Source organism: Pseudomonas sp. TMW 2.1634 (genome assembly GCF_001703595.1).
Lineage (GTDB): Bacteria > Pseudomonadota > Gammaproteobacteria > Pseudomonadales > Pseudomonadaceae > Aquipseudomonas > Aquipseudomonas fragi.
In genome coordinates this window covers 3,941,342-3,964,518 of the sequence record NZ_CP016849.1, presented here as the reverse complement: position 1 = coordinate 3,964,518, position 23,177 = coordinate 3,941,342, and the positions used below count along the sequence as shown (strand labels likewise).

General features: G+C 57.1%; 21 protein-coding genes. 13 read left to right on the top strand and 8 right to left on the bottom strand.

The window, feature by feature from the left end; all coding sequences use genetic code 11:
• Positions 1 to 106: 106 nt before the first annotated feature.
• The 5 genes from def (at position 107) to BFC21_RS18680 (ending at position 4,798) form a co-directional block, all read left to right on the top strand.
• On the top strand, positions 107 to 613 hold the full coding sequence (gene def / locus BFC21_RS18700; RefSeq protein ID WP_016782844.1) for a peptide deformylase: 507 nt from the start codon (positions 107 to 109) through the stop codon (positions 611 to 613).
• Between the two features lie 209 nt (positions 614 to 822).
• Positions 823 to 1,773 (top strand): methionyl-tRNA formyltransferase, encoded by a 951-nt coding sequence (fmt, locus tag BFC21_RS18695; RefSeq protein ID WP_120266422.1) that lies wholly within the window; start codon positions 823 to 825, stop codon positions 1,771 to 1,773.
• Positions 1,770 to 3,080, top strand: a complete 1,311-nt coding sequence (rsmB, locus tag BFC21_RS18690; protein ID WP_086795568.1) for a 16S rRNA (cytosine(967)-C(5))-methyltransferase RsmB — start codon at positions 1,770 to 1,772, stop codon at positions 3,078 to 3,080. Before fmt ends, rsmB begins: the two co-directional genes overlap by 4 nt.
• A 10-nt stretch (positions 3,081 to 3,090) precedes the next feature.
• Positions 3,091 to 4,476 carry a Trk system potassium transporter TrkA gene (gene trkA / locus BFC21_RS18685; protein WP_324187942.1) on the top strand — a complete coding sequence of 462 codons (1,386 nt, stop codon included), beginning with the start codon at positions 3,091 to 3,093 and terminating at the stop codon, positions 4,474 to 4,476.
• Between the two features lie 10 nt (positions 4,477 to 4,486).
• Complete coding sequence (locus BFC21_RS18680; protein WP_088378594.1) at positions 4,487 to 4,798, top strand: tetratricopeptide repeat protein; 312 nt, start codon at positions 4,487 to 4,489, stop codon at positions 4,796 to 4,798.
• 127 nt (positions 4,799 to 4,925) lie between these two features.
• Here the strand turns inward: BFC21_RS18680 and BFC21_RS18675 are convergent, their stop codons facing one another.
• On the bottom strand, positions 4,926 to 5,813 hold the full coding sequence (locus BFC21_RS18675) for a lysophospholipid acyltransferase (protein ID WP_016782851.1): 888 nt from the start codon (positions 5,811 to 5,813) through the stop codon (positions 4,926 to 4,928).
• Positions 5,814 to 5,954: 141 nt separating this feature from the next.
• Positions 5,955 to 6,512 (bottom strand): DNA-3-methyladenine glycosylase I, encoded by a 558-nt coding sequence (locus tag BFC21_RS18670; protein WP_088378593.1) that lies wholly within the window; start codon positions 6,510 to 6,512, stop codon positions 5,955 to 5,957.
• Positions 6,513 to 6,593: 81 nt separating this feature from the next.
• On the opposite strand from BFC21_RS18670, the gene glyQ reads away from it, so the two are divergent.
• From glyQ to BFC21_RS18650, 4 genes are all read left to right on the top strand, one after another.
• Entirely contained in the window at positions 6,594 to 7,547 is a 954-nt protein-coding gene (glyQ, locus tag BFC21_RS18665) for a glycine--tRNA ligase subunit alpha (protein WP_029611650.1), read from the top strand.
• Positions 7,544 to 9,598, top strand: coding sequence for a glycine--tRNA ligase subunit beta (gene glyS, locus BFC21_RS18660; RefSeq protein WP_095004029.1), 2,055 nt, complete (start codon positions 7,544 to 7,546; stop codon positions 9,596 to 9,598). Before glyQ ends, glyS begins: the two co-directional genes overlap by 4 nt.
• A gap of 4 nt (positions 9,599 to 9,602) precedes the next feature.
• On the top strand, positions 9,603 to 10,142 hold the full coding sequence (gmhB, locus tag BFC21_RS18655) for a D-glycero-beta-D-manno-heptose 1,7-bisphosphate 7-phosphatase (RefSeq protein ID WP_016782856.1): 540 nt from the start codon (positions 9,603 to 9,605) through the stop codon (positions 10,140 to 10,142).
• Between the two features lie 77 nt (positions 10,143 to 10,219).
• A complete protein-coding gene (locus BFC21_RS18650; protein ID WP_088378591.1) occupies positions 10,220 to 10,990 on the top strand; it encodes a 1-acyl-sn-glycerol-3-phosphate acyltransferase in 771 nt (256 codons plus the stop codon).
• A 192-nt stretch (positions 10,991 to 11,182) separates the two neighbouring features.
• Here BFC21_RS18650 and BFC21_RS18645 read toward each other — a convergent pair whose 3' ends face one another.
• On the bottom strand, positions 11,183 to 12,805 hold the full coding sequence (locus tag BFC21_RS18645) for an MFS transporter (RefSeq protein WP_088378590.1): 1,623 nt from the start codon (positions 12,803 to 12,805) through the stop codon (positions 11,183 to 11,185).
• 90 nt (positions 12,806 to 12,895) lie between these two features.
• Positions 12,896 to 14,557 (bottom strand): GMC family oxidoreductase, encoded by a 1,662-nt coding sequence (locus BFC21_RS18640; protein WP_088378589.1) that lies wholly within the window; start codon positions 14,555 to 14,557, stop codon positions 12,896 to 12,898.
• 151 nt (positions 14,558 to 14,708) lie between these two features.
• On the opposite strand from BFC21_RS18640, the gene BFC21_RS18635 reads away from it, so the two are divergent.
• A complete protein-coding gene (locus tag BFC21_RS18635) occupies positions 14,709 to 15,596 on the top strand; it encodes a LysR family transcriptional regulator (protein WP_029611652.1) in 888 nt (295 codons plus the stop codon).
• Positions 15,597 to 16,337: 741 nt separating this feature from the next.
• Positions 16,338 to 16,604, top strand: a complete 267-nt coding sequence (locus tag BFC21_RS18630; protein WP_169836147.1) for a hypothetical protein — start codon at positions 16,338 to 16,340, stop codon at positions 16,602 to 16,604.
• A 298-nt stretch (positions 16,605 to 16,902) separates the two neighbouring features.
• Here BFC21_RS18630 and BFC21_RS18620 read toward each other — a convergent pair.
• Positions 16,903 to 18,065 (bottom strand): IS3 family transposase gene (locus BFC21_RS18620; RefSeq protein WP_087148787.1). Its coding sequence is split into 2 segments (ribosomal slippage): positions 16,903 to 17,810 and positions 17,810 to 18,065, totalling 1,164 coding nucleotides; the frame shifts between segments, so codons are not numbered across the junction.
• A 182-nt stretch (positions 18,066 to 18,247) separates the two neighbouring features.
• Between BFC21_RS18620 and BFC21_RS18615 the strand changes: the two genes are divergently transcribed.
• Together BFC21_RS18615 and BFC21_RS18610 are read left to right on the top strand one after the other, a co-directional pair.
• The gene (locus BFC21_RS18615; protein ID WP_256557593.1) at positions 18,248 to 19,321 is read left to right on the top strand and encodes a hypothetical protein; all 1,074 of its coding nucleotides are present in this window, start codon (positions 18,248 to 18,250) and stop codon (positions 19,319 to 19,321) included.
• Between the two features lie 188 nt (positions 19,322 to 19,509).
• The gene (locus tag BFC21_RS18610; protein ID WP_044270172.1) at positions 19,510 to 20,052 is read left to right on the top strand and encodes a hypothetical protein; all 543 of its coding nucleotides are present in this window, start codon (positions 19,510 to 19,512) and stop codon (positions 20,050 to 20,052) included.
• Between the two features lie 86 nt (positions 20,053 to 20,138).
• Here the strand turns inward: BFC21_RS18610 and BFC21_RS18605 are convergent, their stop codons facing one another.
• The 3 genes from BFC21_RS18605 to BFC21_RS18595 form a co-directional block, all read right to left on the bottom strand.
• Positions 20,139 to 20,462, bottom strand: a complete 324-nt coding sequence (locus tag BFC21_RS18605) for a hypothetical protein (RefSeq protein WP_044270171.1) — start codon at positions 20,460 to 20,462, stop codon at positions 20,139 to 20,141.
• Positions 20,463 to 20,580: 118 nt separating this feature from the next.
• Positions 20,581 to 21,255: a heavy metal response regulator transcription factor gene (locus tag BFC21_RS18600; protein WP_003253420.1), complete on the bottom strand. Its 675-nt coding sequence runs from the start codon at positions 21,253 to 21,255 to the stop codon at positions 20,581 to 20,583.
• 488 nt (positions 21,256 to 21,743) lie between these two features.
• Positions 21,744 to 23,087 carry an OprD family porin gene (locus BFC21_RS18595; RefSeq protein ID WP_047279633.1) on the bottom strand — a complete coding sequence of 448 codons (1,344 nt, stop codon included), beginning with the start codon at positions 23,085 to 23,087 and terminating at the stop codon, positions 21,744 to 21,746.
• Between the last annotated feature and the right edge of the window lie 90 nt (positions 23,088 to 23,177).

Sequence of the window (23,177 nt, the reverse complement as noted above, 5' to 3'; positions counted from 1 at the left end):
CGAGCGGGCTCTCTCTGAAGGAGACGTTTTGCACAGGTTGCTCGAGTCCACCGGACCCACCTGACAACCGTTTTTGAATCTTTCACACAGTGCACCAATCAAACTTATGGCTATTTTGAACATCCTCGAATTCCCAGACTCGCGTCTGCGTACCATCGCCAAACCCGTGGCGGTTGTGGACGACGAAGTCCGTCAGTTGATCGATGACATGTTTGAAACCATGTACGAGGCGCCGGGCATCGGCCTGGCCGCCACACAGGTCAACGTACACAAACGCATCGTGGTCATGGACCTGAGCGAAGACCGCAGCGAACCGATGGTGTTTATCAACCCCGAGTTCGAGATCCTCTCCGACGAGATGGGCCAGTACCAGGAAGGCTGCCTGTCGGTCCCGGGTTACTACGAGAACGTTGATCGCCCGCAGCGCGTCAAGATCAAGGCGCTGGACCGTGACGGCAAGCCGTTCGAAATGATCGCCGAAGGCCTGTTGGCCGTGTGCATTCAGCATGAGTGCGACCACCTCAACGGCAAGCTGTTCGTCGATTACCTGTCTACGCTCAAGCGTGACCGGATCAAGAAGAAGCTGGAAAAACTGCACCGCCAGAACGCTTGATCGACATACCGAGCGGCTAACACTTTCGAACATGCAGTGACCCGATGTGGGAGCGGGCTTGCTCGCGATCGGGCCAACGCGATCCTGCTGATACACCGGGTAACCCTCATCGCGAGCAAGCCCGCTCCCACATTAGAAATGAGCCAGCCTGTCCGTTCGCTGGCTCAATGCCGCCAGTTCCTGCGCCCCCCATTCCAAGTGAGTAACCCATGACTGAGCCATTGCGCATCGTCTTTGCCGGCACCCCAGAATTCGCCGCCGAACATCTCAAGGCGCTGCTGAACACGCCTTACGAGATCGTCGCGGTCTACACCCAACCGGACCGTCCGGCAGGGCGCGGGCAAAAGCTGATGCCAAGCCCGGTCAAGCAGCTTGCGCTGGAACACAACATCCCGGTGATGCAGCCACCCACCCTGCGCGCCCCCGAGGCCCAGGCTGAACTGGCCGCACTCAAGCCGGACTTGATGGTGGTGGTAGCGTACGGCCTGATCCTGCCGCAAGTGGTGCTGGATATTCCACGCCTGGGTTGCATCAACAGCCACGCGTCCTTGCTGCCACGCTGGCGCGGGGCGGCGCCGATCCAGCGCGCCATCGAAGCCGGTGACAGCGAAAGCGGTGTGACCGTAATGCGCATGGAGGCGGGCCTGGACACCGGCCCCATGTTGCTCAAGACCGTGACTGCAATCACCGCCGATGACACCGGTGGCAGCCTGCATGACCGCCTCGCCGAACTGGGCCCACCGGCCGTAATCCAGGCCATCGCCGGTCTGGCGGCGGGAACGCTTGAAGGTGAAGTGCAGGATGACAGCCTGGCGACCTACGCCCACAAGCTGAACAAGGACGAAGCGCGTATCGACTGGAGCCGCCCGGCGGTTGAGCTGGAGCGCCTGATTCGCGCCTTTAACCCGTGGCCGATCTGCCACAGCACCCTCAACGGCGAAGCCCTGAAAGTGCTGGCCGCAGGCATGGCTGACGCTCAAGGCCCTGCGGGGCAGATCCTCGCCGCCAGCAAGGAAGGCTTGATCGTGGGTTGCGGTGAAGGCGCCTTGTGCCTGACCCGTCTGCAATTGCCCGGTGGCAAGGCGCTGAACTTCAGCGATTTTTTCAACAGCCGTCGTGAGAAGTTTGCCGTCGGTACAGTATTGGGTGCCGCACAATGAATCCTCGTCTGGCCGCCGCCAAAGCCCTGACTGCCGTGCTCAACGGCAAGGCATCGCTCAACAGTTCGTTGCCGCTGCAACTGGACAAGGTTGAGGCGCGTGACCGCGGCCTGACCCAGGACCTGGCCTTCGGCACAGCCCGCTGGCAACCACGCCTGTCAGCGCTGGCCAACAAGCTGCTGCAAAAACCCTTCAAGGCTGCGGACGCGGATGTTGAAGCACTGCTATTGGTGGGTTTGTACCAACTGCTCTACACCCGCATTCCGGCTCACGCGGCCATCGGCGAAACCGTCGGTTGCGCCGACAAGCTGAAAAAACCCTGGGCCAAGGCCCTGCTCAACGCCGTGCTGCGCAACGCTCAGCGCGAGAGCGAAGCCTTGCTGGCCGAGCTGGAGCATGACCCGGTCGTGCGCACTGCACACCCGCGCTGGCTACAAAAATCCCTGAAGGCCTTTTGGCCACAGCAGTGGGAAGCCATTTGCGCGGCCAACAACGCTCACCCGCCGATGATCTTGCGGGTCAACCGTCGCCATCACAGCCGCGATGCGTACCTGCAATTGCTGGTCGAGGCCGGGATCGAAGCCCAGCCTTGCACCTTTAGCCAGGATGGCATCGTGCTGGCTGAGGCTTGCGATGTGCGCAACCTGCCGGGCTTTGCCGAAGGCTGGATCAGCGTGCAGGACGAAGCCGCGCAACTGGCCGCCGACCTGCTGGACCTGGCCCCGGGCCAACGTGTGCTCGACGCCTGCTGCGCCCCCGGCGGCAAGACCTGCCACATCCTGGAAGTCGAGCCCAAACTGGCCGGCGTGGTAGCTGTGGACCTGGAAGCCAAACGCCTGGTGCGCGTGCGTGAAAACCTCGAGCGTCTGGGCCTGAGCGCCGAGCTGATCGCCGCTGACGGCCGCGACACCGCCACTTGGTGGGACGGCAAGCCGTTCCAGCGCATATTGCTGGATGCGCCTTGCTCGGCAACGGGCGTTATCCGTCGTCATCCGGACATTAAACTGACCCGCCAACCGGACGACATTGCCGCACTCGCCACCTTGCAGGGCGAATTGCTGGACGCGATGTGGCCAACCCTGGAAGTTGGTGGCATCTTGCTCTATGCCACCTGCTCGACGCTGCCAACCGAAAACACCGAAGTGATTGAAGCGTTCCTGGCCCGTACACCGGGTGCCCGAGAGCTGGATATCGCCGGGCAGTTCGGCATCAAGCAACCTCACGGGCGCCAACTGCTGGCGCAAGAGGGCGGGCACGATGGCTTTTATTACGCCAAATTGATCAAGATCGCAGCCGCTCGCGGCTAACGGATTAAGGATTGCAGGCATGAAAATCATCATCCTCGGCGCGGGTCAGGTCGGCGGTACGCTGGCCGAACATCTGGCCAGCGAAGCCAACGACATCACCGTGGTCGACACCGACGGTGAGCGCCTGCGCGACCTCGGTGATCGCCTCGACATCCGCACCGTGCAGGGCCGCGCCTCGCTGCCCAATGTACTGCGCCAGGCAGGTGCGGATGACGCTGACATGCTGGTGGCCGTGACCAACAGCGACGAGACCAATATGGTCGCCTGTCAGGTGGCCTACACGCTGTTTCACACCCCGACCAAAATCGCCCGGGTACGGGAAGCGGCTTATCTGACACGCGGCGAAGAACTGTTCGATAACGACGCCATCCCGGTCGACGTATTGATCAGCCCCGAGCAGGTGGTCACCAACTACATCAAGCGCCTGATCGAACACCCCGGCGCCTTGCAGGTGATCGACTTTGCCGAAGGCAAGGCGCAGCTGGTGGCGGTCAAGGCGTATTACGGTGGCCCGCTGATTGGCCAACAATTGCGCCAGCTGCGCGAGCACATGCCGAATGTGGATACACGAGTGGCGGCGATTTTCCGACGTGATCGGCCGATTACCCCCCGTGGCGATACCATCATCGAGGCTGACGACGAAGTCTTTTTCATCGCCGCCAAGGCCAATATTCGCGCTGTCATGAGCGAAATGCGCCGTCTCGACGAAAGCTACAAACGCATTGTCATTGCCGGCGGCGGGCAGATCGGCGAGCGTCTGGCCGAGGCCATCGAAAGCCGTTATCAGGTCAAGATCATCGAGATGAGCCCGGCGCGTTGCCGCTATCTGTCCGACACCCTGGACAGCACGGTGGTGCTGCAAGGCAGCGCCTCGGACCGTGACCTGATGCTCGAAGAGAACATCGCCGACGCCGACGTGTTCCTGGCCCTGACCAACGATGACGAGGCCAATATCATGTCCTCGCTGCTGGCCAAACGCCTGGGCGCGAAGAAGGTGATGACCATCATCAACAACCCGGCCTATGTAGACCTGATCCAGGGTGGCGAAATCGATATCGCCATCAGCCCGCAGCTGGCCACCATCGGCACCTTGCTGGCCCACGTGCGCCGTGGCGATATCGTCAGCGTGCACTCACTGCGCCGCGGTGCGGCAGAGGCCATCGAGGCGATTGCCCACGGCGATTCGAAGTCGAGCAAGGTCATCGGCCGTAGCATCGGCGAAATCAACTTGCCGCCGGGCACCACGATTGGCGCGATCATTCGTGATGAAGAAGTGTTGATTGCCCACGACTCTACTGTGATCAATGCCGGCGATCACGTGATCCTGTTCCTTGTGGATAAAAAGCATATTCGCGACGTAGAGAAGCTGTTCCACGTGGGTTTGAGTTTTTTCTAAGGAGTCACGGATGCTGGAATCACTGGAAAAAATGCTCGCCAAGGGTGTGGATAACTCATTGCTGCGCTTTGGCCTGGGCAAGGGTTACCTCGACCTTGGGGATAACCTCAAAGCGGCGGAACACCTGCAGCGCTGCGTGGGGTTTGATCCCAAGTATTCGGCGGCCTGGAAGCTGCTGGGCAAGGCGCAATTGGCGGCGGGGGATCGAGCGGCAGCGCGGGCTGCGTGGGAGCAGGGCATAGCTGCAGCGCAGGCCCACGGCGACAAGCAGGCCGAAAAAGAAATGACCGTGTTTTTGAAGAAACTGGATAAAACCTCGTAAGGCTCCCCCTGTGGGAGCGGGCTTGCTCGCGATGCAGGCGCCGCAGTACTCCAGTTGCACCACAGCGATCCCATCGCGGGCAAGCCCGCTCCCACAACAAGCCCGCCCCCACAATGGGAATATGGCCTCAGTACCAGCGCGCCTCACCCGGCGGACGCTTCTTGAAGCGCTTCATGCTCCACATGTACTGGCTCGGATACGCCCGCACATATTTCTCGACCACCTTGCTCATGGCCGCGCACGAAGTGGCCGTGTCAGTGCTGTACATCTCTTCGGGCGCCGCTTCCAGTATCACTTTGAACCCCGACCCGTCCGGCAGGCGCAGTGCGTGCAGGAACACCCCCACCGCCTTGCCGCCCGCCAGCATATTGGGCACAAACTTGCTGGTCAGGGCCATCGTGCCTAGAAATGGCACAAAAATCCCAGCCGACTCAGCGGGCTCCGGATCTGCCGGAATGCCCACCTGGCCACCTTTGCGCACTTCTTTGATAACGCTCAGGATGCCTTCCTTGGTCGACGCAGCCACACGGTTGCCCAGTTGCACCCGCTGCTTTTGCAGCAACTCATCCACAGCCTTGAGCTTGGGCGGACGGTAAAAGATGATCGGTTTGCACTGGCTGCAATAAAAGTGGTTAAGCACTTCCCAGTTGCCCAGGTGGCTGGTGATGCCGACCACGCCCTTGCCAGAAGCCAAAGCGTCCTTGAGCACGTCCAGGCCTTCGACTTCGCGCACCAGGTCAATCGAGCGCTGGGCTGGCCAGATCCAGGCGCAAGCGCTCTCGGTCAGGCTTTTGCCGATGTCCTTGAGGCTTTGGCCCACCAGTTGCTCGCGGGCGACCGGGTCCATTTCGGGGAAGCACTTGGCCAGGTTGATACGCACCACATCGCGTGAGCGATTGGGCAGCTTCCACATCAGCCAGCCGATGGCCGAGCCCACGCGCTGCACCGCGCCCCACGGGAGCATGGCAAACAACCGCAAAGCCCCGACCAGCAAGGCGCCTTTAAACTTTTCCACAGGGTTCTCTCATTCAGAAATCAGACTCTGTGGGAGCGGGCTTGCTCGCGATGCTGACGCAACGGTGTATCAGGTACACCGCGCCAATCCACATCGCGAGCAAGCCCGCTCCCACATCAGATTTTGCAATTGGCCGGTATTCTAACCGCCGTTTGCCAATTCGGCGTAACGGTCGCAGGTGGTGGCGTGGTCCATGACCATGCCGCTGGCCTGCATAAAGGCGTAGCAAATGGTCGGGCCGACGAACGTAAAGCCCGCCTTTTTCAGGCCCTTGCTCATGGCTTCGGCCTCTGGCGTTACCGCCGGGAATTCATGGCGCTCGGTAAAGTGATTGATCTTCGGCTTGCCGCCCACAAACGACCATAAGAACTCCACCGGGTTGTCCAGCGCCAGCCAGGCCTGGGCATTGCGCCGTGCTCCGGCCACCTTGAGACGGTTGCGGATAATCCCCGGGTCTTGCAGCAATGCCTCGATTTCAGCGTCCGTCATGACCGCCAGGCGCTGCACATCAAAGCCAAACATGACCTTGCGATAGTGCTCGCGCTTCTTTAAAACCGTGATCCACGACAAACCCGCCTGGAACCCTTCGAGCAATAACAACTCGAACAGCCCATGCGCATCGCGCAGCGGCACGCCCCACTCTTGATCGTGATAAGCGACATACAGCGGATCTTCTGAACACCAGAAGCAACGTGGCATATAGGCTCCGAGAGGTAGAGGGGCGACCGAATCGGGTATACTCCCGCTCTTTAAATCGCAGCCCAAGAAACAGGTGAATTTGTGAGCCAGCCTACGCCAGCAGTGCGTACCTTCCAAGACTTGATCCTCGCCCTCCAGCAATACTGGGCCGAGCAAGGTTGTGTGGTGCTTCAGCCCTACGATATGGAAGTGGGCGCCGGCACATTCCATACCGCCACGTTTTTGCGCTCTCTGGGCCCGGAAACCTGGAACGCCGCTTATGTGCAGCCCAGTCGTCGCCCGACTGACGGCCGCTACGGCGAAAACCCCAACCGTTTGCAGCACTACTACCAGTTCCAGGTGGTATTGAAGCCGAACCCGCCAAACTTCCAGGAACTGTACCTGGGCTCGCTGAAACACATCGGCCTGGACCCATTGGTCCACGATATCCGTTTCGTCGAAGACAACTGGGAATCGCCAACACTGGGCGCCTGGGGTCTGGGCTGGGAAATTTGGCTCAACGGCATGGAAGTCACCCAGTTCACCTACTTCCAGCAAGTAGGCGGCATTGAGTGCTACCCGGTTACCGGCGAAATCACCTACGGCCTTGAGCGTCTGGCGATGTACCTGCAGGGCGTGGATTCCGTCTACGACCTGGTATGGACTGACGGCCCGTTCGGCAAAGTGACCTACGGCGACGTGTTCCACCAGAACGAAGTCGAGCAGTCGACCTACAACTTCGAACACGCCAACGTCGACAAACTGTTCGAATTGTTCGATTTCTACGAAAGCGAAGCCAAGCGCCTGATCGAACTCGACCAGCCGCTGCCGTTGCCAAGCTACGAGATGGTGCTCAAGGCATCCCACACCTTCAACCTGCTGGATGCCCGTCGCGCGATTTCCGTGACGGCGCGCCAACAGTACATCCTGCGTGTGCGTACCCTGGCCCGTGCCGTGGCTCAGGCCTATCTCGAAGCTCGCGCCAAGCTGGGCTTCCCGATGGCTCCACCTGATTTGCGTGATGAAGTGTTGGCCAAGTTGGAGGCAGTACAATGAGTGCTCAAGATTTTCTGGTTGAACTGGGCACTGAAGAACTGCCGCCAAAAGCCCTCAATACCCTGGCCGATGCATTCCTCGCCGGGATTGAAAAAGGCCTGCAAACAGCCGGTCTGAAATTCAGCGCGAAAAAAGTCTACGCCGCACCGCGTCGTCTGGCCGTGCTGCTGACCCAGCTGGAAACCCAACAGCCGGACCGCAGCATCAATATCGATGGCCCGCCACGCCAGGCCGCTTTCGATGCCGAAGGCAACCCGACCCAGGCAGCCCTTGGCTTTGCCAAAAAATGCGGCGTTGAGCTGAGCGAAATCGACCAGAGCGGCCCTAAACTGCGCTTCAGCCAGGTGATCGTCGGCAAGCCGACCGCCAGCCTGCTGCCGACCATCGTCGAAGACTCGCTCAACGACCTGCCGATCCCCAAGCGCATGCGCTGGGGTGCTCGCAAGGTCGAGTTCGTGCGTCCAACCCAATGGCTGGTCATGCTGCTGGGCGATGAAGTGATTGATTGCACGATCCTGGCGCAAAAAGCCGGTCGTGAATCCCGCGGTCACCGTTTCCACCACCCGGAAAACGTGCGCATCAGCGCACCCGCCAACTACCTCGAAGACCTGCGCAAAGCCTATGTGCTGGCCGACTTCAACGAGCGTCGCGAACTGATTTCCAAGCGTGTAGCCGAGCTGGCGACCATGCAGGAAGGCACTGCCATCGTGCCACCAGCCCTGCTCGACGAAGTGACTGCGCTGGTTGAATGGCCGGTGCCGCTGGTGTGCTCGTTTGAAGAGCGCTTCCTGGATGTACCGCAAGAAGCCCTGATCACCACCATGCAGGACAACCAGAAGTATTTCTGCCTGCTGGACGTTGATGGCAAGTTGCTGCCGCGCTTTATCACCGTGGCCAACATCGAGAGCAAGGACCCGCAGCAGATCATCTCGGGTAACGAGAAAGTGGTTCGCCCGCGTCTGACCGATGCCGAGTTCTTCTTCAAGCAGGACAAAAAACAGACGCTGGAAAGTTTCAACCTGCGCCTGCAAAACGTGGTGTTCCAGGCGCAACTGGGCAGCGTTTACGACAAGGCCGAGCGCGTTTCGAAACTGGCAGCCTTCATTGCCCCGCGCATTGGCGGCGACGCACCGCGTGCAGCCCGTGCCGGCTTGCTGTCCAAGTGTGACCTGGCGACCGAAATGGTCGGCGAGTTCCCGGAGATGCAAGGCATTGCCGGTTACTACTACGCGCTGAACGACGGCGAGCCTGAAGACGTTGCACTGGCATTGAACGAGCAGTACATGCCGCGTGGCGCTGGCGCCGAGTTGCCAAGCACCCTGACCGGCGCTGCGGTGGCCATCGCCGACAAGCTCGACACCCTGGTGGGCATTTTCGGCATTGGCATGTTGCCTACAGGCAGCAAAGACCCGTACGCACTGCGTCGTGCAGCGCTGGGTATCCTGCGCATCCTGATCGACAAGAAACTCGACCTCGACCTGACTGAAGCAGTGAAGTTCGCTGTCAGCGCTTTCGGCGCCAAGATCAAGTCGGCCGGTCTGGCGGATCAGGTACTGGAATTCATCTTCGACCGCCTGCGTGCGCGTTATGAAGATGAAGGCGTGGACGTGGCCACCTACCTCTCGGTGCGTGCCCTCAACCCGACGTCGGCACTGGACTTCGATCAGCGCGTGCAAGCCGTACAAGCGTTCCGTCAATTGCCGGAGGCCGCTGCACTGGCTGCCGTGAACAAGCGTGTATCGAACCTGTTGAGCAAGGTTGAAGGCACGGTTTCGACTCACGTTGAAGCCCGTTATTTCGACAATGCCTGTGAGTTCTCGCTGTTCTCGGCTATCCAGAAGGCCGACGAAGCCGTACAGCCAATGGCTGCTGCCCGTCAGTACAACGAAGCACTGACCCGTCTGGCCTCGCTGCGCGAGCCAGTGGATGCGTTCTTCGAAGCCGTGATGATCAACGCAGAAGACCCGAGCGTGCGGGCTAACCGTTACGCATTGCTGGCTCGTCTGCGTGGCCTGTTCCTGGGCGTTGCCGATATTTCACTGCTGAGCTGAGGGGTTGCCGTTGAAACTGCTGATTCTCGATCGGGACGGGGTGATCAATTTTGACTCCGACGCTTACATCAAGTCAGTCGAGGAGTGGATTCCACTGCCCGGCGCGATTGAGGCCATTGCGCAGTTGAGCAAGGCCGGCTGGACGGTCGCCATCGCGACCAACCAGTCCGGCATTGCCCGCGGCTACTATGATGTCGCCACCCTGGACGCCATGCACGCCCGTTTACGGGCGCTGGTGGCCGAGCAGGGTGGCGAGGTCGGATTGATTGTCTATTGCCCACACGGGCCCGACGAGGGGTGCGCGTGCCGCAAGCCCAAACCGGGCATGTTGCAAACGATTGCCAAGCATTACGGCGCTGATTTGGCCCAATGTTGGTTCGTAGGTGACAGTTTGGGTGACTTGCAGGCTGCACAAGCCGTCGATTCTCAGCCAGTTTTGGTAAAAACCGGAAAGGGCCTACAAACATTGGCCAAGTCATTGCCGGTTAATACCCTAATATTTGACGATCTGGCGGCAGTTGCCGCAGAACTTATCCACAAATAGAGCATCTTCGAACACCAGCCTGCCCCCTGTGCGCAGGCCTGTCAGGTGATGCTTTATCCGCAACGGTAAAAGTCGCTATGTCGATACTGCAGGCCATCAGAACCTTCTTCTTTTACCTGCTGCTGGGCACCAGCTCTCTGCTGTGGTGCTCGCTGAGTTTTTTTGTCGCTCCGTTTTTGCCGTTCCGTGCGCGCTACCGGTTTATCAACGTTTACTGGTGCCGCTGCGCACTGTGGCTGACACGGGTGTTCCTGAACATTGACGTGCGGGTTACGGGCGCGGAAAACATCCCGCAACGACCCTGCGTGATTCTGGCCAACCACCAAAGTACCTGGGAGACATTTTTTCTCTCGGCCTACTTTCAGCCGTTAAGCCAGGTGCTCAAGCGTGAGCTGCTGTATGTGCCTTTCTTTGGTTGGGCGATGGCGATGCTGCGTCCGATTGCCATCGACCGCGATAACCCGAAGGCGGCGCTCAAGCACATTGCCAAAAAGGGTGATGAGCTGCTCAAGGACAACATCTGGGTGCTGATCTTCCCGGAAGGCACCCGCGTGCCCTTTGGCCAGGTGGGCAAGTTTTCCCGGGGTGGCACGGCTCTGGCGGTCAACGCCGAGCTGCCGGTACTGCCGATTGCCCACAACGCGGGCAAGTTCTGGCCAAAGACCGGCTGGGCCAAAAAGCCCGGCACCATTGAGCTGGTGATTGGCGAACCGATGTACGCCAACGGTACAGGCCCACGGGCCATTGCCGAGCTGAATGACCGGGTACAGGCCTGGAACGAACAGGCTCAGCGTGACATGGGTTCGCTGCCTCCAGTGACTGAACCTGCTGAAACGATTGGCAGCTAAGAAAATGTGGATAACTTGTGCACAAGTTTTTGTTTTTTGCTGAAAAACAGACGTAAGCTTATGATTTGCATGCTTATTTCAGACTGTTACTTTTCACCAAAAAACGTGCATAAGTTTTTCTAAGCACACAAAAAAACCGGCTTATATCAGCCGGTTTTTTTGTGTCTTATACAAAGCTGTGGGGCGTGCTGTTTAGACTTTATTGATATCCACGTTCCTGGTTTCCTTGAGGCACAGCATACCCACCACCAGGCTGACCCCGGTAATCACCACCGGGTACCACAGGCCATAGAAGATATCCCCGGTGTACACCACCAGCGCAAACGACACGGTGGGCAGGAAACCACCGAACCAGCCGTTACCGATATGGTAGGGCAGGGACATCGAGGTGTAGCGGATACGGGTCGGGAACAGCTCGACCATCACGGCAGCCAATGGGCCATAGGTCATGGTGGCAATCAGGGTCAGCAGTACCATCATCAGCACCACCATCGGCTGGTTCACCGAACTTGGGTCTGCCTTGGCCGGGTAGCCTGCCTCGGTCACTGCAGCGCGCATGGCCGCTTCGTCAAAACCGCTGATTTTCTGCTCACCCACCGATACCTGTACTTCTGTGCCGGGTGCAGCCGCTTGCGAGGTATACGGCAAGCCCTGTTTAACCAGGAAGGTTTTGACCTTGTCACACGGGCTGTCAAAGCGCGCCTTGCCCACCGGGTCAAACTGGAAGGTGCAGGTGGCCGGATCGGCCATCACCACAATCGGTGACTGGCGGCTGGCGGTATCGATTTGCGGGTTGGCGTAATGGCTCAGTGCTTTGAACAGCGGAAAGTACAGCACCGTGGCCAGCAACAGGCCCAGCATCAGGATCGGCTTGCGACCCACACGGTCAGACAGCCAGCCGAAGAAAATAAAGAACGGCGCACCAATCACCACGCTGATAATCAGCAGCATGTTCGCCTGGGCCGGGTCCATCTTGAGCATCTGTGTCAGGAAAAACAGCACATAAAACTGCGCGGTATAAAAGGTCACCGCTTGCCCGGCGTTGATACCGAACAGGGCAATCAGCACGATCTTGAGGTTTTCCCATTTACCGAACGATTCGCGGATCGGCGACTTGCTGGTTTTACCTTCGGCCTTCATTTTTACGAAAGCAGGCGACTCGTGCATGCTCATGCGGATCCAGGTCGAGATGCCCAGCAGCACGATGGACAACAGGAACGGCAGGCGCCAGCCCCAGACTTCAAACTGGTCGCCGGTCAGGTAGCGGCAACTCAGAACCACCAGCAGCGACAACAACAAGCCCAGGGTGGCGGTGGACTGAATCCAGCTGGTGTTGAAACCGCGTTTGCCGGGGGCGGCGTGTTCCGCAACATAAGTGGCCGCGCCACCATATTCACCGCCCAGCGCCAGCCCCTGGAGCATGCGCAATACCACGAGCATGATAGGGGCCGCGATGCCGATGCTGGCATAGGTCGGCAGCAGGCCGACAGCAAAGGTCGATAAACCCATCAGAATGATGGTCATGAGGAAGGTGTATTTGCGCCCGATCATGTCACCCAATCGGCCGAATACCAGTGCCCCGAACGGTCTGACCAAAAAGCCGGCGGCAAAGGCCATCAAGGCAAAAATAAACGCCGTGGTGTCGTTCACTCCAGCAAAGAACTGCTTGCTGAGCACGGTGGCCAAAGCGCCATACAAGAAAAAGTCATACCACTCGAAAACCGTCCCGAGGGATGACGCAAAAATGATCTTGCGCTCTTCGCGCCCGGTGCTTCCCTTGGCGGTAGCCGCCTGGTGTGCAATTGCGTCTGACATGTGCAAAGTCCTCGGCCCTGTGGGCCACAGTGATTATTGTTGTTGTCCACTGCCGGTCTCGGGTGACTGCGTCCGAGACCACGATCGCCCTCAGACGACCGGTATTGCTGCCGTGCGGTTAACCCCTGCAGTGTGCTGCGCGGTATCAAGCGCTGACTGCAGAATCAACTGCGCGGCTTTTTCGCCAATCATCAGGGTCGGCGAACAGGTATTGCCCGACACGATGCTCGGCATGATCGATGCGTCCGCCACCCGCAAACCCGGTACGCCGTGGACACGCAATTGCGCATCGACCACGGCTTCGACGTCATGGCCCATGCGACAAGTGCCCACGGGGTGAAATATCGTCGTACCAATACGGGCGGCGGCGTCGTACAGCTCTTGCTCGGTTTGCAGGTCCTTGCCTGGCAGGTATTCCTCGGGCGTAAAGGCCTGCAAGGCTGCGCTGGCCACGATGCGCCGGGTCAGGCGGATGGCATCGGCTGCAACTGTCAGGTCATCAGGGTGGCTCAGGTAATTGGGGTCGATCAGCGGCGCGTCATCCGGGTTGGCCGAGCGGATATCCACGCGCCCCCGGCTTTTTGGCCGCAGGTTGCACACAGAAGCGGTGAAGGCAGGGAAGGTGTGCAGCGGTTCACCAAAACGTTCAAGGGACAGCGGCTGGACGTGGTACTGCAAGTTGGCAGAGGGCTGCTCAGGATCGGATTTGACGAACGCACCCAGTTGGCTTGGCGCCATTGCCAATGGACCACTGCGGTCATAGGCATATCGCAGGCCCATGCCGACTTTGCCCCACAGGCTGTTGGCAACCTGATTGAGGGTGCGGGCCTTGGTCAGCTTGAAGATCAGCCGCAGTTGCAAATGGTCCTGCAGGTTACCGCCTACGCCGGGCAATTCGTGTTGCACCGTTATCCCCAGGCTTTCCAGCAGGGGCCGAGGGCCAATACCCGAGCGCTGCAGGATCCCTGGCGAGCCGATGGCGCCAGCGCACAGGATGATCTCGCGACCCGCCGTGAAGGCCTGCTGTGCGCCTTGCCAGCGCGCACTGACCTGGGTGGCCCGGCCGTTTTCAAGCAGCACCTTGTCGACTTGCACATCGGTCAGAACAGTCAGGTTGGGGCGCTTGAGTATCGGGCGCAGAAAAGCCTTGGAAGCATTCCAGCGCACACCGGCACGCTGGTTGACTTGAAAGTATCCACAGCCCTGATTGTCGCCACCGTTGAAATCATCGACGGTGGCAATCCCGCTTTGCGCGGCGGCGTCACGAAATGCGTCCAGAATCGGCCATGAGTAGCGCTGTTGCTCGACCCGCCACTCCCCCTCGCTGCCATGCAGTTCAGAGTTGCCGGCAAAGTGTTTTTCACTACGCTTGAACAGTGGCAGCACGTCATTCCAGGCCCAGCCCGGATTGCCCTGCTCGGCCCAACGGTCGTAATCACCAGCCTGGCCGCGCATGTAGATCATGCCGTTGATGGAAGAACAGCCGCCCAGCACCTTGCCCCGCGGATAGCTCAGGCTGCGACCTTGCAAGCCGGCCTGGGCCTCGGTTTTGAAGCACCAGTCGGTGCGCGGGTTACCAATGCAATACAGGTAGCCCACCGGAATATGGATCCACGGGTAGTTATCTTGCCCGCCCGCTTCGAGCAGCAACACTTTGTGACGTGGATCGGCAGACAGCCGATTCGCCAGCACGGAGCCTGCCGGCCCGGCGCCCACCACAATATAGTCATACACCTGATCGGCTGATGGCATTTAACACCTCGCGCCTTTTATTTATTGTTCTTGTCCTACACCATCCTATTGATTATTTTCGTGTTGCAAACGCGAGATTTCACCCATGCCATGTGCGTTTTTGCACAGCCAGCCGTAAGCCACGTCTGATGTAGCACTCGGGGAGTTGATCATGTTCGACTGGAATGACATGCGGTACTTCCTGGAGCTGCAGCGCAGCGGCCGCTTGCTGACCGCCGCCAAGCGCCTGAACACCACCCACAGCACCGTGGCGCGACATATCGAGAGCATCGAGCAGCACTTGGGCGCAGCATTGTTTGTACAGCATGCCCAGGGCTACGAACTGACCCCCGCCGGGCAAGCCTTGCTCAAACACGCCGAAGCGATGGAAAACGTCGCATTGCTGGCCCAGGAAGAAATCAACCAGTCCCTCACTCCCTTGGGCAAAATCCGCCTGGGTGTCACCGAGGGTATTGGCATCATGTTTATCGCCCCTCGGCTGCGGGGCTTGTTTGAACGTTATCCAGGGCTGGAAGTGGAACTGGTCGCGGTGCCGCGCTTTGTCAGCATCCTCAATCGCGAGGCAGAAATCAGCATCCACCTGGACCGCCCCAACGCCGACCTGTTGATAACTCGCAAACTCACCGACTACCGACTCGCGCTTTACGCCAGCCGTCTGTATCTGGACAAGGCACCGCCTCTGACCAGCCGCGACGATCTGGCCAACCACTACTGGATCGGCTACGTCGACGACCTGTTATTCAGTCAGGAACTGCTGTTTCTCAACACCTTCTGCCGCACCCCGACCGTGACCTTTCGCAGCACCAGCGTTATTGCCCAGCAACAAGCCGCGCGAGCAGGGCTGGGTATTGCCGTGCTGCCTAACTACATGGCCGCTGACGACCCCGACCTGGTGCGCGTATTACCTGACGAATCTGTGCAGCGCAGCTACTGGATCAGCACCCGCCGTGAACTGCACAAATCGGTAAGGTTGAGAGTGGTGTGGGATTATTTACTGGAGTTGTGTCGCGAGGAGAGGGCGGTGCTGCTGGCGCCATAGTCATTTTTCAGCCATTAAAAAAGGCCAACGCTAAGCGTTGGCCTTTTTGGTACTGCGGGTCAAACCTGGATGTAGGTTCACAAAATAGGTGATAGGCCAGACCCCGTGAAATTGGAAGCTTGGCCATTTTTTTTGTGAAATGAAGGGGTGCTTTTCACAGAAAAGCCGAGAAAGCCCTACTCACCAATCACAAAAGTTGATTGGCCTGGAAAGGGCCAGTGTGTTCTCCCTTTACGACCGACGCGTGACTTTTCGGTAAGGGATGAGGAGTAGTCGCAGCGATCCTTTAGCTCCCAGTCTGGCGACCTTGGGTTCAGAATCCGACTGGCAATGCCCGTCGTCACTACTTCAGAGGAACCAGCTTCCTCTGCTGCCAGAATTGCGGGGGGGCTCATGCTGGTACCCAGGCCCGACAAATGCGCAGTTGCAGCCCTCAATTGCAAGGCTATCCAAGGCGGCACGCGTGTCAATCAAGATCTGATGCATGACGATGGCCGGCCTCACGGAGGTGAAACCGGAGATTCAGAATGACTAAACCGGCCCCGTAGACACCAACCTCCACGAAGGCCGCTATCGATCCAAAGCTGTCCTTGAAGAAAGGTAGCTAACGGCATCTATCTACAGTTTTCGGGGCGATTCAATGAAGTCCTTCTGGCCGGGCCTGAAAGCTCCCTACCTAGAAACCTATCTCAGTTCTGGCTTGAGGAGCTCCAGAATCATCTGGAGAGGTATTTCGACGGTTTGAACTCGGAGTCAGATGCAGAAGAGAAGGATCTCGACATCTCCCTTCCACTCGCAGCGATCATCCACATCTTGTTCGCAAAGAATGGTGGGGAGGAGATATCCGAGAGCTCTGAAAAGCTGTACGAGTATTTCCAAGACTACCGGCTCGAACTGGCCCTTGAAGAGATCACGCGAAAGACTCATGTGGCTGCCGAGGCTGCAACCATTGAGACCATCTTCACCAACCGAGATGTCCTGGTGGAACAAGGCCCCCTTCTTCAATAGGTACCTCCACCGATGCCATCGCCGGCGGGCACGCTCCGAGGCATTGATGGAATGCATTTTGACGGCTGCCGAGATCAGCGAATGAAAGAAATTGCTGCGCCGATGTTCGATCTAATCGCTTTGTCGCTTCCACGAGGGTTGGAGTTTGGGGACAGCCCGCCAGTAGGGGCATGGCTTAGTGAGGACGGAATTTCTTGTGCCGCTCTAACCCGAAATATCCATTCCGGCAGTTTCGGAATTGTCACCTTGCGGCGTCGTGTCGATAGCGTGTGGGTGCTCCTCAGTCATAGTGTAGTGGTCAACTAATCCCGGACACGACGTTAAGTTTTTTCTCGGCCTGAGCCGGCGTTAGCCCGCCATTAAATTGATGAGGCCGTATCCAGTTGTAGCGATGCATCAAATAATGACTGATGTCTCGTTGTGCCTGCTGAACCGACATATAACCCACTGAAGGTATCCACTCGGTTTTCAAGCTGCGAAATACTCGCTCCATCGGCGAGTTGTCGTAGCAATTGCCCCGGCGACTCATGCTCTGGCTGATGCGGTACCGCCACAGACGCTGACGGAAGTGGCGACTTCCATATTGCGATCCCTGATCCGAATGAAACAGCAGCCCTTGAGGCTTCCCGCGTTGCTCATAGGCCATATCCAGTGCTTTGGTGACCAAGTCAGCATCCGGGTTTCCTGATAACGCCCAGCCCACTATCCGGCGAGCATAGAGATCCATAACCACGGCCAGGTAGTGCCATTTCCCTTGCGCCCAGATGTAGGTGATGTCACCGCACCAAACCTTGTTTGGCTCGGGAACATCGAATTTACGATTCAGTGTATTTGGAATGTCAGGCCGCTCGACCGTTGCTTTTTTGTAGGCATGCGAGCCAGGCTGCTTGCTGATCAACCCCAGTTCCCGCATCAAGCCTCGCACCTTGAAACGCCCGATCTGCTCGCCATCATCCTGCATCATCGACACGATACTTCGGCTGCCAGCAGCGTTTCGGCTCTGGGTGAACAGTTCGTTGACTCGACTGCGTAATCGAATTCTCTCAACGCCCGGAGAACGCCGCCTGAGGTGATGGGCGTAGTAAGTCGAACGGGTGATTTCGAACACCTCGCACAAGCAGTCAACAGGTTCATGGGCGCTTAGCTGATGGATCAGTGCGAACGCTCGAGATCTTCCGACATCAAGAGCGCGGTAGCCTTTTTTAATATCGATTTCTCTCGTTCAAGACGGGCGATTCGGGCTTCCAGTTCCTGGATCTTTTGCTGCTCTGGGGTGAGCGCCTTGCTCTGCGGGGTGACGCCTGTGCGTTCCTGCAGAAGCTGACTGACCCAACGGCGCAGGGCCGACTCGCCAATGCCGAGTGAACGACTGGCTTCGATGCAGCTGTAATTTTGTTTGAGTACGAGGTCAGCAGCCTCGCGTTTGAATTCAGCGGAAAAGACACGACGTTGCTTGGTCATCTGACACCTCGATATGGCGAGCATTCTCGCCTAAATGAGTGTCCGGTTTCATTAGACCACTACATAGTGAGTGCACCACTGGCGAGTCCGAAGCCCGCGCCTCAATCAGCCATTTTCTCAGTACCCAAGCCCATCCGCTTCCACTCCCCTCAGGCGAACGACGACGTGCTCCTCTAAGCAGAATGGGTAAGCGCACACCAAGCGTGGTGTTCAAATCACTATTTGATCCAAGCCGCCGTATTGGGGCGTGGGCGCTCAATCAACTGTATCTCGCACTGCCATCCCCAGACAGAAATTGGGTTCCCGATTGCCAGACTGAGAATTTTCACACCCGCCTTTGGGAGGCCCACCTATTAGCGATTTTTCGTGAGCAGGGACTCTTTGTCACCCAGCCTAAAGAATCACCCGATTTTCATATCGAGAATAGGCTGGGAGGTGAGGCCTGGGTTGAAGCAGTGACAGCCAACCCGGAAGAGCGGTATGAGCATTTTGGCGCCTCGCCGGTCCCCCCACCAGCTGACCGACATGAGCGCTTCTTTGGAGCGGCTGCAGAAAGGTTTGCGAGGACCATCCAAAACAAATTGGACAAGCGTTACGAATCCCTACCGCACGTGGAGGGTAAGCCGCTCATTCTGGCCTTAGCCGATTTCCATGCGCCCAGTTCAATGCTGTGGAGCAGGGAGTCGCTCATCAGCTATCTCTATGGCTTTTCAGTTCACTCATCTGCGCATCGTGGAATGCAGCTGATAACTGTGGAGGAAGAGACATCTCTGCTATCAGGGCGCCCCAACGGCCTATTTACGCTAAGGGAAAATGCCCATCTTTCAGCGGTCATTTTCACCAATGCCTGCACAGTCTCAAAGCTCAGCCGAGTGCCGATTTCAGGTGGAGCTCATCTAGACGGGTACCGATACTTGCGGTTTGGTGAGTTTTTCGACCGTTCTCCAGGTGCATCACGAGGTATCCCATTTTTGTTGGATGTAGCGTCCAGCGATTACGGTCAGCTCTGGCCGCAGTATGGCTACGAGCCGTGGTCTGCTGAAGTGGAGGTCTTCCATAATCCTATGGCATTACATCCGGTGCCTAACGAACTGATACCAGAAGTCACCCACTGGAGAGAAGTGAATGGACGAGTCGAGTGCGAATCCTTCTATGAAGTATCCATACTCCGATCCAGGACACTCGTCCTCAGTGCAAACGCTAAGGTTCCGTCACTCGATGAGTTGCTGACAGCAACCAGTCCTCCAGAGCTCTGACGGCGGCGGGGTGGCCGCATCTTTGCCCCGCAGATAGATGAGGATTTTTCAGCAAGATATCCGACCTGGGAAAGACATGAGACCCCCTGCGCAATTCAGAACTGTTGAAGCGTCACCTCTCATCGGGTAAAAGCATGACATTCTTACAACGTTAAAACAGCGTCATCCCCGAGAGCATAGGAAGAGAAATGTCGACCCAAGGACTAAATCGATTCATCGGACGCAAGATTCACGCAGTGATAATGATGGCCCCTCTTAAGCGGGAAATGATACGCCTCGGCATATGCACCGTCATGGCAATTGTTCTGAATGTCATCTTGTATACCGGCGTTGAAATAGACGGTACCATCAAGCCGTGGGCAGAAACGCCGATAAAGCTATTTGCATCGTCGATGCTATTTGCCTTCATGATTAAGGCATTTTTACCACTTCTCGGATGGACCATTTTAAAGGCAGTGCTACTCAGCGCAAACAATGCCTTCAGCGGCATACTGAGTTTTATGGGAAACCAATTCACGGGTGTCATGTACTGCACCGGAATCATCCTGGGATCTATCACGATTAAGCAGTATATGATTTCTGGGGTCTTAGATTTAGAAATGGTTTCTCTGTCTGCTATCGTATTTGCCTCAGGGATTATGTACTTCTTTATACTGCAATGCGCCATTCAAAAAACAATGAGTCCAGCTCTGCGCACACCAGCAGTACCTCGTTCAGCCACTAGGCTGTGACTATCCACCTCTGGTGCTCAGTAGACGCCCGCTCTGTTGAATCCTCAGTCATAAATAACCATTAATGGCCAGGCCCGCCTTCGACTTTATGAAGAAGGCGAGCGTGCGCGTGCCTGATTGCGCATGTATTCCGAGATGAGATTTCCGAAATTGATGTCAGCTTCTTCAACGAGAATGTTGACGTGGCAGTACAGATCTTCAGGACCTCCTAGATAATTGAAAATCCTTGATCTGACGATGCCACAAACCCCTTCTTTGACCGCCGTAGAGGGAAGGTTGATAACATCGCCGACGCACGGAATAAGTGCTAAGCCATGGTCGCTGTTGAAGATAATGTCAGCTGGACAGGCATCAATCCTGGCATGCGATTGACCTTGCGAAACCTGCTGATAATCAATGCTATACCTCATGTACAGCCTACCTCATTTGTTGGGTGAGGAATCAGCGCCGCGGATCGTAAACAGAAACCTCAAGCTCGCAAGCGACGGGAGTGTACAGCCAATTTTCGGTACCTAGAGAGCTTGGCAATTATCGCTTTTCAAGCACATACCCTACGCCCCGAAGCGTATGTATCAGCTTGGTCTCGAATGGGTCATCTATCTTGGCTCTGAGTCTTCGAATCGACACTTCTACAACGTTCGTGTCGCAGTCAAAATTCATATCCCAAACCTGAGAAATAATCTGCGTACGGCTCAGTACCACCCCGGTGTTACGCATCAAGTAGTGCAATAACGCGAATTCTTTTGTGGTCAAATCAATTCGCTGACCGTCCCTGAACGCCCTGTGCCGGCTCTGATCAAGCTCCAGGTCAGCGACGCGAATGACCTCTACGGATGCGGGGTGATCCGACCTGCGCATCAAGGCGCGAACCCGGGCCAACAGCTCAGGGAACTCAAATGGCTTGATCAGGTAGTCATCTGCGCCGTTCTCTAGCCCCCGGACCTTATCCGCCAGCCGGCTTCTCGCCGTCAGCATCATGATGCGGGAAGGGCAATTTTTACGGCGCAACAACTCAAGAACCTGCCAACCATCCATCTCTGGGAGGTTTATATCGAGAATAATCAGCTCGTATTCGTGCTGCTTGGCCAAGAATAATCCATCTGATCCGGTGTGGACGCAATCTACGACATAGCCACACTCCGTCAGACCTTGACGCACATACTCCGCAGTTTTTACTTCATCCTCAATTACCAGAATTCGCATGGGATTTTGTCTCGATATCACTGAGCAATTAACCGCGCACGCGCGCCGGCATTATTGAAAGGGATGGTAAATCAAAATGAGCGTGCCGGGGCTCAAATGACGGATTTGTAATTTCTAGGTAATACAGTTGATAGTCTGGCGGTATATCTTGTCGCGGTTTGGGTTTGACAGTTGCGGACCCTCTCTCCAGCAGGTGACTTGACCTTATGAAGTATTGGGTTATTTTCTTCTTTGTACTGGCTTCGTTCCGCTCAGATGACGGCGAGGTTGCTCACATCGAGGAGACTGGTCATTGGTGTAGCCATGAACTTCACCGGCATGCGATGCGTACAATCGAACGCTTACTTGAATTTTAGGCAAAAAAAAGGCGCCCAAAGGGCGCCAAATATCCACCTTTTACCAAAGGAGCACTTAAGCCACTCAAGGTGAATTCGTAATGCTCGTTTTACTAACAGGATCAGCTAATGAATAACTGGTCCGTTAGCGAATTAAAGAATCGAAAGCGGGTACTCGATGATTACACGAGTTTCATCCAAATCCGATTCGAAAGCAGTGGCACGCGTGGTTGCCTGGCGCAACCGGAAGGACAGATCTTTTGCCGGGCCGGTTTGGACAACGTATTTGACTTCGACGTCACGCTCCCAGCGCTTCTGATTGTCGAGCGGGTTGCCGTTGTCGTCAGTGCGCATGTAGAACTGGTTAGCATTCGAGTAATCCGCGCCCGAGCCTCTGGCGTAGCGGGTCATGAACGTCAGGCCTGGAATGCCGTAGCTGGTGAAGTTCAGGTCGTAGCGCAGCATCCATGAACGCTCTTTCGGCGAGTTGAAGTCGCTGTATTGGATGGAGTTGTCGACGAAGATCGAGTCCGACTGACGCAGGTAGTCGAAGTCGTCGTCGCCGTTGTTGCGCTGATGCGAGAGGGCCAGGGTGTGAGCACCGTAACGTACGCCGACCTTGGCACTCCAGATGTTGTTGTCAAATTCGCCCAGGCGTCGCTTACCTTCATCCACGGCTTTGTAGTAATTGAAGCCGCCGATCAGCGCCAGATCGTCGTTCAAGGGGTAGGCGAAGCTGGTACCGGCGTAGTACTGGTTCCAGACGTCTTTCAACTGGCTTGCATAGGCACTCACGGTCCAGTTGTCGTTGATCGAGTAATCACCGCCACCGTAGCCGATCCATGGCGAGTTGACTGGGCCGCCGTAGAAGGTCACGAAGTTGTCGTTAAGGTTGCTAGAGACCGGTTGGCTCATCGCATGCAGACGACCACCCTGCAGGGTGAGGCCTTGGATGCTGGTGTTCTCAACGGTCACGCCGCGAAAGCTTTCCGGCAACAGTCGCGAGTCACCCGATGCAACGACCGGGGTCGATGGGAAGACATCACCCACTTTCACGATGGTATCGAACAAGCGAACTTTGGCTGCGCCGCCGACCTTGGTGTATTCGTCGCGAGCTTCGCCCTTGTTATCAACAGGCAGCACGTCGAAGGAGCTACGGCCGCCGTTGCGCCCATCACCGGTGTCGAGCTTAAGGCCGATCATGGCGAAGGCATCAACGCCAAAGCCCACTGTACCCTGGGTAAACCCAGAGTTGAATTTGCTGATGATTGCGTGCGCCCAGGCTTCGGAGTAGCCATTGGTATTGCCTTTGCCACTGTTGTAAGTAGGGGCAGTGCTGTCGCGGTTATCACGATTGAAATAGAAGTTACGGTTCAGCACTGTAAGGCTGCTGCCTTCAATGAAGCCCTCTGGCTTGTCTTCAGCTTGTGCCGAAATAGCATAGCTTCCAGACAGCGCAGAAACTGCCGCCAAATACAGTGGTACTTTGATTTTCATCCGATGCTCCTTTGATTCACGGCAGTTTTTATTATGTTTACCTGCGCGGGTGTCGTTAATTGTTCTGACCCGGCGGCGCGCCTAGCGTAG